Source organism: Actinosynnema sp. (assembly GCF_052038725.1).
In genome coordinates this window covers 1-1818 of record NZ_JBQGCX010000141.1, presented here as the reverse complement: position 1 = coordinate 1818, position 1818 = coordinate 1, and the positions used below count along the sequence as shown (strand labels likewise).

General features: G+C 73.0%; 1 protein-coding gene and 1 pseudogene. One reads left to right on the top strand and one right to left on the bottom strand.

Annotated elements, in window-relative coordinates; all coding sequences use genetic code 11:
• Positions 1–834: pseudogene (locus ACTUAL_RS02705) on the bottom strand (N-acetylmuramoyl-L-alanine amidase); the annotation flags it as partial.
• A 205-nt stretch (positions 835–1039) separates the two neighbouring features.
• Between ACTUAL_RS02705 and ACTUAL_RS02700 the strand changes: the two are divergent.
• Positions 1040–1818, top strand: a 779-nt coding sequence (locus ACTUAL_RS02700) for an SGNH/GDSL hydrolase family protein (protein WP_440899151.1), incomplete at its 3' end; no start/stop codon positions are given.

Here is a 1818-nt window from a genome sequence, read left to right as displayed (position 1 = left end):
CGAGGTCTCGGTGTCGTGGATGACGATGTAGTCGATCGACAGGTCGTTGGGGCGGTTCGCCTGGTCGTGGTTGCCGTACGCGCCGGGGTCGCTCGGGTCGTGGTTCTCGTACGGCGCGGGCACCCACTCGCAGCCGAGCCGGGCGGGGCACTCGGCGCCCGCGCGCGGTTGCGGCAGGCCGAGCGCGTCGAGCGCGGCGGTGTCCGGGCGGACGTCGGGGTGCGCGGCCAGGGTGGTGGTGTCGCCGGTGTCGGTGACGCGGGTGGCCCCGTCGCGGACGACCTCGTAGACGTCGTCGGCGAAGCGGCGGGCGGTGGCGTCGTCGTCGGCGCCGCTGTAGCGGGCGACAGCGGCGTACCAGGAGCCGAGGTCCTCGCCCGCGTCGCCGCGCAGCGAGGCGAGCAGGGCCGCGCCACCCCGGATGTTCTCCCGCCGGTCGGCTCGCAGCCGGGCGGGGTCCTGGTCGGTCAGCTCGGCGGCCCGCGCCAGGGTGCCGGGGCGCCCGGCGGCGGGGTCGGCGTGGCCGTCGACGCCCAGCGGCCGGGACGGGTCGCCCCTGGGGTCCTCGGTGTCGTGGTGCTCCCCCGGTTCGACGGGGACGGCGTCGGTGAGGTGCATCGGCCCGTAGCCGCCCGCGCGGCTGGGCGAACCCGCGTGCGAGTCCCAGCGGGAGTCCAGGTAGGCGACGCCGAGGAGCACCGGCTCCGGGACCCCGAACTCGCGCGCGGCCTCGGCGTAGTCGGCGTTGCCCGACGCGGCGAAAGCGTTGCCGGGCGCGGTGACCAGGCCGGTGACGAGCAGTGTTGCGGCTAACGCGGCGGTGGCCGGTCGCATGGTCGTCCTCCGTTCTCGGATCGCCAAGCTTCCACCCCGCGCCCACCGTGTGTAAACAGGCTTCACCTGCGGGTCACCGGCGCGTCGTCGAATGCGGCAAAAGAAATTCACCACATATACGACATTGTGGGGTATTCCTCACAAGCGCGCGCTGTTACCCATTGAGAGGTCCCCTGCTTCCCTCCTCACCGGAGAGGCCACCCCCATGCGCGCACCTCGGGCCCTGATCCCCGTTCTGCTGGCGCTGCTGGCGAGCACGCTGCTCGCCGCGCCCGCCCAAGCCGCCGCGGGCAAGTACGTCGCGCTCGGCGACTCGTACACCACCGGTCCCGGCACACGCACCTACGACAACCCCAACGACCCCTGCCGCCGCGGCCCGCTGTCCTACCCCCGGCTGTGGGCGGCGGCCAACCCCGGCACCGCGTTCGTGGAGGCCGCCTGCTCCGGCGCGGAGGTCCCGGAGGTGCTGGCGAACCAGGTGCCGCTGCTGACCCCGGACACCACGCTGGTGAGCGTGCAGGTGGGCGGCAACGACATCGGGTTCACCGACGTGCTGGTGACCTGCATCCTCACCCTGGACGACCGGGACTGCGTGAACCGGGTCGAGCAGGCCAAGCAGGTCGCCACCACGACCATGTCGGCGAACCTGACCCGGCTTTACGCGGCGGTGCGCGCGGCGGCGCCGTCGGCGAGGGTCGTGGTGGTCGGCTACCCGAGGCTGTACACGATCGGCGGCAACTGCGGGATCTTCGGGCTCAGCGACACCGAGCGCGCTTCGCTGAACTCGGCCGCCGACACGCTCGCGACGGTGATCTCGGCGCGGGCGGCGGAGGCCGGGTTCGCGTTCCTGGACGCGCGGCCGGTGTTCAACGCGCACACCCTGTGCTCCACCGGGACGAAGTGGGTGACCAGCCTGGAGTGGGACAAGATCAACGAGTCGTACCACCCGAACCCGGCCGGTCACCGCGACGGCTACCTGCCCGC